Below are 7,182 nucleotides of genomic sequence, written 5' to 3' on the forward strand. Positions count from 1 at the left end.
TCCCACCGCTTTGCGGTAACCTGGGATGCCGGCCACCGAAAACTCCGGTGCGCACCATTGGATTGGGAGCCATGCACAGCGACTTGAATGCAAGTGGCTTGATTTTACCACAGGGTGCGCTTCACGCACCCGCAATTCCTACCGCGATTGAAATCGCGGGTTTCCTTGCGGAGGTTCTATGAATTAGGTCGATTTAAGACGTAACTCAGCTGCGCGGGCATGGGCAGTTAAGCCTTCACCATGCGCCAACGTGGCAGCGATTCGGCCAAGGCTATCCGCACCATCAGCAGACACCCGAATCAAACTGCTGCGTTTTTGGAAATCATATACGCCTAATGGACTAGCAAAACGTGCGGTGCGACTAGTAGGGAGAACGTGATTAGGGCCTGCACAATAATCACCAAGCGACTCGGACGTAAAACGTCCCATAAAAATCGCTCCGGCATGGCGCAGTTGATCGAGGTAGTGTTCAGGATGTTCTACCGACAACTCTAAATGCTCTGGTGCAATATAGTTAGCAATTTGGCAGGCTTCTTCTAACGAAGCCACTTCAATCATTGCCCCACGATTCTTCAAACTGGCTTCGATAATCGCTCGACGAGGCATGGTGGGTAATAAGCGGGCAATGCTGGCCTCAACATCGGCGAGGTAATTCGCATCAGGGCAAAGCAAAATCGCTTGGGCGATTTCATCGTGCTCGGCTTGGCTAAATAAATCCATCGCAATCCAGTCAGGATCGGTTTTGCCATCACAGATCACCAAAATTTCTGATGGTCCCGCAACCATATCAATCCCAACAATACCGAAGACACGGCGTTTTGCTGCTGCGACATAAGCATTCCCCGGCCCAGTGATTTTATCCACCGCAGGGATGGTTGCTGTGCCATAGGCCAAGGCAGCCACTGCTTGCGCGCCGCCAACAGTAAATGCCCGATCAACCCCCGCAATAAACGCCGCAGCCAACACCAAGTCATTACGCTCGCCACCCGGAGTGGGCACAACCATAATCACTTCACCCACACCAGCCACCTTGGCAGGGATAGCATTCATCAAGACAGAAGAAGGGTACGCGGCTTTTCCACCCGGCACATAAATCCCAACTCGATCAAGCGCAGTCACTTTTTGACCAAGGACAGTACCGTCTTCTTCGGTGTATTCCCAAGAGTGGGCCAGTTGGTGCTTGTGATAGCGGCGCACACGACCTGCGGCTGCTTCCAATGCCGAACGGGTTTCTGCTGGCAATCGGGTAAAGGCTGCTTTGAGCTCATCGTGGCTAATTTCTAAATCGGCAGCTTGCGTCACCTGCACGCGGTCGAAACGGGCTGTGTATGCCAACAAAGCGGCATCGCCCTGTGTTTTAACAGCCTGAATGATGTCGGCTACTGCTGTATCAACCGCAGGATCTTGAGCCGTTTCGAAGTCTAACAACGCAGCCAACCGTTCTGAAAAGTTGGCTTCTCGGGAAGATAATTTCAACATAATGGGGCGCTATCTCGGATTGATTAAGAGAAAAAATCAGGATAAAGCGACTTTAATACCCAGTGCTAGCAAAACACCCCCTAGCACTCGGTCAACCGTGTGTTGCACACGCCGTAAAGCGCGTAATACCCAAGCTTGTTGGATCAGCAAGACCAATAGAGGCCAATAAACAATCCCCAACAAGAAGATGATAAGGGCAATTAAGATTTTTTCATGTAAAGAAGAATCGGGTTGCAACAGCTGAGTGAAAACACTGAAGAAAAACAACGTCACTTTGGGATTGAGAAGATTACACAACAACCCTTCACTGAAAGCACGCCAAAATGGGACTTGTTGTTGTGTATGGCCATTTTCATCAGTGACAGATGACACACCACCACGTGACAACAAGGCCTGCACACCAATCCAAATCAGATAGCCTGCACCAGCATATTTCAACAGATCAAACAGCCACGGCGTTTGCTGAATAATCAATACCAAACCAAGCACACAATAACTCATGTGCAGCGCAATACCCACGTTAATGCCTAAGGTGGTTGCTAATGCCGCCCGCCGTGAATAACGAGCAGCATTTTTCACCACAAGAAAAAAATCTGGCCCCGGGCTTAGCATCGCCAATAAGGCAATGACGCTAATGGTTAGAACGGTGTCCCATCCCATATTAGTTTTGGCTTTCTATTTTCACACCAGCAGCAAAGGCATCCATCACTGGGCGTAACGTGGCGTATTTCAATTTCAGCGCAGCTTGGTTTACCACTAAACGCGAACTGATATCCAAAATATGTTCCACTGCCACCAAATCGTTGGCACGCAGGGTATTACCGGTTGATACCAAATCAACGATAGCATCAGCCAAGCCGACCAACGGCGCCAACTCCATCGAACCATATAGCTTAATCACATCCACATGCACGCCTTTGCGGGCGAAGTGTTCTCGGGCAATTTGTGGATATTTTGTTGCAACTCGCAAACGCGCCCCTTGTTGCACTGCGCTGTCGTAATCAAAGCCATTTTTAACCGCCACCATCATTCGACAACGGGCAATTTCAAGATCGAGCGGCTGATATAAACCTGCACCGCCATGTTCAATTAAAACGTCGCGTCCAGCAATGCCCAAATCCGCTGCACCATATTGCACATAAGTCGGCACATCACTGGCGCGGACAATAATCAGACGCACATCAGGTAGGTTGGTTTCAATAATCAGTTTGCGAGAAGATTCTGGGTCTTCTGTTGGCACAATACCCGCCGCCGCCAGCAGCGGTAGGGTTTCATCAAAAATTCGGCCCTTAGAAAGTGCAATCGTTAGCATGGGCACATCCATTAATTCAAAACGAAAAACAATAAAAAAAACGGCCCAGCTGAGGTCATCAGCTGGGTTGATCCTAATTTGCCCACACCACCACCTTAAACTTAGTCACGCTCCATCGCGCGACGTTCTCGTTCTAGCTGAGCAATATATTTTTGGATAATGGTTTGACCGCGCATTGATAGGTCTTTGAACTCACAGCCAACCCGTACTTGCACCGTATTATTGCGCTGCGGAATACGCAAAATATTGCGTACTTCGATCACAACGGGAACTGTACCGGCTTGTTTTAAGTCCAATGCCACATCAGAGTAAATCTGCGTCACATCAAATCCGGGTAAGTCTTCAGGCGTCACCAAAGACACCCCACCCAAACTGATGTCGTAGATCGGCAATGTCACCCCATTACCTTCGTCGTAGTCGTGGATGTTGCACATCACCGGACTGGCAATCGGGGTTCGAATGCGGAAATACTCGCGGCGCTGTAGTTTAATCAATGAGGTGGGTAGATTTGTCACGAAGGCGGGGGCGCCTTCATACGTTGTCTCTTTAACCCGACCCACTGAGAACTGCGTCTTAACGCCTTCCGGCGCACAGACCAGCACGTTGCGTTCGCTCGTCAACAATAGCCGATTCATATTGCCGTCGGAACCCATGTCAAAAATCAGCAGATTTTGTCGGGTATCGACCGCCAGAAGACGAGTCAAAATAAACGATTTTCCATGATTGGAAAACACGGTCACCATTTGTCCTGCGTTGATAATTCGACGCAAGTGGTGGGCGATTTCCAATGAGGAAGTCAATGTATAGCGGGCGAGTTCCTCGCTCATCGGCAGAGGGGCGTTAGAGGCGTCGCCGGAAGGGGGGCTGATGTCTGTCACGTTGCAGGAATATCGCTCTGTGTTACGTTACAAAGAATCACTAAAGCAAAATTTATGCTTTATGTGAGCTCAAAACAAGACCTTTAGCGTACCGTAAGCACCTGCTTCAGGTCATGAACCAACACATCCGCCCCGCTGCCATACGTTACATAAGAACGCAGGCGGCCTGACGGATCGTAAATATATGCACCGGCGCTGTGGTCGATGGAATAATTACCTCCAGCAACATCTCCGCGTTTTTCTGCCACCACCTTAAAGGCACGGCTTACCTCAGCGATTGCTGTTGCACTTCCGGTCAATCCAATAAAGCGCGGGTGAAATGAAGTGACATAAGCTTTCATGATGTCTGGAGTATCGCGTTTAGGGTCGACTGAGACAAATAACACAGTGACCTTTTCTGCATCATTTCCTAGACGATTCATCGCTTCTGCCATTTCAGCCAAAGTCGTCGGGCAAACGTCCGGACAGTGAATATATCCGAAAAACAAAACTATTGCTTGTCCATAGAAGTCTGAAAGACGTTTGGAATTACCATTATGGTCAATTAATGTAAAATCAGCACCGATTTTAGCATTACTGACATCTGTGCCTTTCAAATTGAGTGCAGGTGTTGTGGGTTGGCACGCTGCGACACCAACTAATAGCGCAGTCATGGCAAGCCATCGACATCCCATCGCAACCCAATTTTGCACGTTTTATCCTTCAGCTTAATTATGCGCAAGCACACAAGACCGTATGATACATGGCACAGACAGCCATCGTCATTAACCTTGCTCAGACTTTGCAACAGAAAACGGGATTTCCTGCCACATTGGAACAGGTAAAGTCCGTTGTAGCGTCGCTAAATTCTCTTGATAAGCCAGTTGTTGCGGTACAACACGGTTCGCTATCCATCCTGCAAATGGCGCACCACGCTGCACAATCGCAGCGGCAGTCAAACGGGCATGATTGATACAACCCAAGCGCATACCAACCACCAATACCACCGGAATTGCCAAGGCAAGGGCTAAATCTGCCATATCCAATTCATCTGTCAAGGGTGCCAACCACCCCCCCGCACCTTCCACAACGACTACATCCGCCTGTGCAGCTAATTGTCGATAGCAATCAACTAAATGCTTGAGGTCAATTTGCACCCCCGCCTCTCGTGCCGCCAAATGTGGCGAAATCGGCGAGGGAAAACAATAGGGGTTCAGCAAAGCACGGTCGGTTTGTCCGGTGGCGGCGATTAACCGTTCAACATCATCATTGCGCCAAATACCCTGTTCATCCTGCCATGCGCCTGAGGCAACCGGCTTCATGGCCGCCACCCGCAGGCCTTGTTGTTGCCATTGTTGAATCAGTGTCACAGCAACATGAGTTTTACCAATTTCAGTATCCGTACCAGTGATGAAATAGGCTTGGTGCACAACGATTCTCCGCGTCAAGATATGCAAACAGGGCGTGGTAAACACCACGCCCTGTAGTTAGCGTACCACAGCCAAATTAAACAGCAGCGGCTTCAGACGATTTTTGTGGGTTGACTCGTTCACCTTTGCTGAGTTTGTTCAACGCAGACAAATAAGCTTTGGCACTTGCCACGATGATATCGGTATCTGCGCCTTGACCATTCACAATACGACCATCACGGGCCAAACGCACAGTCACCTCACCTTGGCTATCGGTACCACTGGTGATTGCGTTAACCGAATACAGTTGCAACTCTGCCCCAGAGTTGGCCAGTGACTCGATCGCTTTGAACGCGGCATCCACAGGACCAGAACCAGTGGACTCAGCACGTTGTTCTTGTCCCCGTTCGTTGACAGTTAAGATAGCCAAAGGTGGCTCACCGGTTTCTGTGGCAACACGCAAAGACACCAGCTTGAAGTCCTCTTGTTGGTCGATGGTGGTGAGTTCATCACTGACCAAGGCTTGTAAATCTTCATCAAAAATTTCACGTTTGCGGTCGGCCAATTCTTTAAAGCGGGCAAACGCAGCGTTGAGCGCTTCTTCTGACTTCAATTCGACGCCCAGCTCTGCCAATTTCGTCTTAAAGGCATTACGGCCAGACAATTTGCCCAATGTCAAACGGTTGGTGCTCCAGCCCACCGACTCGGCACTCATGATTTCGTAGGTTTCGCGGTGTTTCAATACACCATCTTGGTGAATACCAGATTCATGCGAGAAGGCATTAGCGCCAACAATCGCCTTGTTGGGTTGCACCGGATACCCCGTGATAGTGGAAACCAATTTTGAAGTGGGAACAATTTGTGCAGCGTCGATGCCAGTATGGACACCAAACACATCGTGGCGAGTTTTCACTGCCATCACGATTTCTTCTAATGCCGCATTACCAGCTCGTTCACCCAAACCATTGATCGTACACTCGACCTGTCGCGCCCCGCCTTGCACCGCTGCCAAGGAGTTGGCAACTGCCATGCCCAAGTCATTGTGGCAATGCGCCGACCAAATCACCCGATCCCCACCGGGGGTTTTACTAATCAACTCACGGAAAAAGGCTTCTGTGCGTGCAGGCGTCGAATAACCCACGGTATCCGGCACATTCAAGGTCGTGGCACCTGCTTCGATCACTGCCCCAAAGACGCGGGCCAAGAAATCGATTTCAGAACGCAACGCATCTTCAGCGGAAAATTCGACATCATCCGTATATTCACGGGCAATTTGCACCGCTTTCACCGCTGCCGCCACAACCTCGTCTTCGGTCATGCGCAGTTTCTTTTCCATGTGAATGGGGCTGGTTGCAATAAAGGTGTGAATTCGGCCCCGCGCAGCAGGTTTAATCGCTTCACCAGCGGCACGTACGTCACGCTCATTCGCACGTGCCAAAGAACAGACGGTGGACTGTTTAATCACCGAGGCAATCGCGTGGATCGACTCGGCATCCCCCGGGCTGGCAGCAGCAAAGCCCGCTTCAATCACATCAACACCCAGCTTTTCCAGTTGACGCGCAATACGAATTTTTTCTTCACGGGTCATAGAAGCGCCGGGGCTTTGTTCGCCGTCACGGAGGGTGGTATCAAAGATAACCAAACGCGTATTGCTGCTCATACTAGGAATGCTCCCCAAAGTCGTGGTTGGCTGCGAAGACGTAGCCAAATACCAGTTCAAATCAAAATGTCGTCCCTGTGCTGCGGCAAGTTGGGCAAGTTTTTGTAGCTGCGGTAGCGGCAGACTGCTGCGCTCACGCCATTTGTATACCGCTGCTCGTGAAACGGCCTCGTCCGGAAAATGCTGCTGCAGCGCATCAGCAAGTTGGCTTGGGCCGCCAAAATCAGCGATAAGACGTTTAATGTCTAATTGCATGATGGTTTGCCTCATCTAATGGGGTTACAGTACGTCAAATTAGACTTTTCGTCAATTAAATTCTTGCGAAGTCGTAAAAAAACCCGCACAAGGGCGGGTTTTTTTACAGCTATCCGAATTACTCCGGACGAACCTGTGCAGCCTGCATGCCCTTCTGGCCGCGCTCGGCGACGAAGGAAACAGTCTGGCCTTCTTTCAGGCTCTTGAAGC

9 protein-coding genes are annotated in these 7,182 nt (G+C 50.1%); 1 reads left to right on the forward strand and 8 read right to left on the reverse strand.

Annotated elements, in window-relative coordinates; genetic code table 11:
* A partial coding sequence (locus ACTBZS_RS11325) for a hypothetical protein (RefSeq protein ID WP_463044199.1) occupies positions 1–182 on the forward strand: 182 nt, incomplete at its 5' end.
* 1 nt (position 183) lies between these two features.
* Here the strand turns inward: ACTBZS_RS11325 and hisD are convergent.
* From hisD to ACTBZS_RS11365, 8 genes are all read right to left on the reverse strand, one after another.
* Complete coding sequence (hisD, locus tag ACTBZS_RS11330) at positions 184–1,479, reverse strand: histidinol dehydrogenase (protein ID WP_463044200.1); 1,296 nt, start codon at positions 1,477–1,479, stop codon at positions 184–186.
* Positions 1,480–1,515: 36 nt separating this feature from the next.
* Positions 1,516–2,139 carry a LysE family translocator gene (locus tag ACTBZS_RS11335; RefSeq protein ID WP_022653751.1) on the reverse strand — a complete coding sequence of 208 codons (624 nt, stop codon included), beginning with the start codon at positions 2,137–2,139 and terminating at the stop codon, positions 1,516–1,518.
* A 1-nt stretch (position 2,140) separates the two neighbouring features.
* Positions 2,141–2,791 carry an ATP phosphoribosyltransferase gene (gene hisG / locus ACTBZS_RS11340; protein ID WP_027405257.1) on the reverse strand — a complete coding sequence of 217 codons (651 nt, stop codon included), beginning with the start codon at positions 2,789–2,791 and terminating at the stop codon, positions 2,141–2,143.
* 101 nt (positions 2,792–2,892) lie between these two features.
* A complete protein-coding gene (locus ACTBZS_RS11345; protein WP_463044201.1) occupies positions 2,893–3,669 on the reverse strand; it encodes a flagellar brake protein in 777 nt (258 codons plus the stop codon).
* Positions 3,670–3,752: 83 nt separating this feature from the next.
* Positions 3,753–4,322 (reverse strand): SCO family protein, encoded by a 570-nt coding sequence (locus ACTBZS_RS11350; RefSeq protein WP_463044202.1) that lies wholly within the window; start codon positions 4,320–4,322, stop codon positions 3,753–3,755.
* Positions 4,323–4,433: 111 nt separating this feature from the next.
* Positions 4,434–5,078 (reverse strand): dethiobiotin synthase, encoded by a 645-nt coding sequence (gene bioD / locus ACTBZS_RS11355; protein ID WP_022653755.1) that lies wholly within the window; start codon positions 5,076–5,078, stop codon positions 4,434–4,436.
* Between the two features lie 76 nt (positions 5,079–5,154).
* Complete coding sequence (locus ACTBZS_RS11360; protein ID WP_022653756.1) at positions 5,155–6,972, reverse strand: 2-isopropylmalate synthase; 1,818 nt, start codon at positions 6,970–6,972, stop codon at positions 5,155–5,157.
* A 118-nt stretch (positions 6,973–7,090) separates the two neighbouring features.
* The gene (locus ACTBZS_RS11365) at positions 7,091–7,171 is read right to left on the reverse strand and encodes a cold-shock protein (RefSeq protein WP_463044203.1); all 81 of its coding nucleotides are present in this window, start codon (positions 7,169–7,171) and stop codon (positions 7,091–7,093) included.
* Positions 7,172–7,182: the final 11 nt, after the last annotated feature.

The organism is Aquaspirillum sp. (assembly GCF_055136605.1).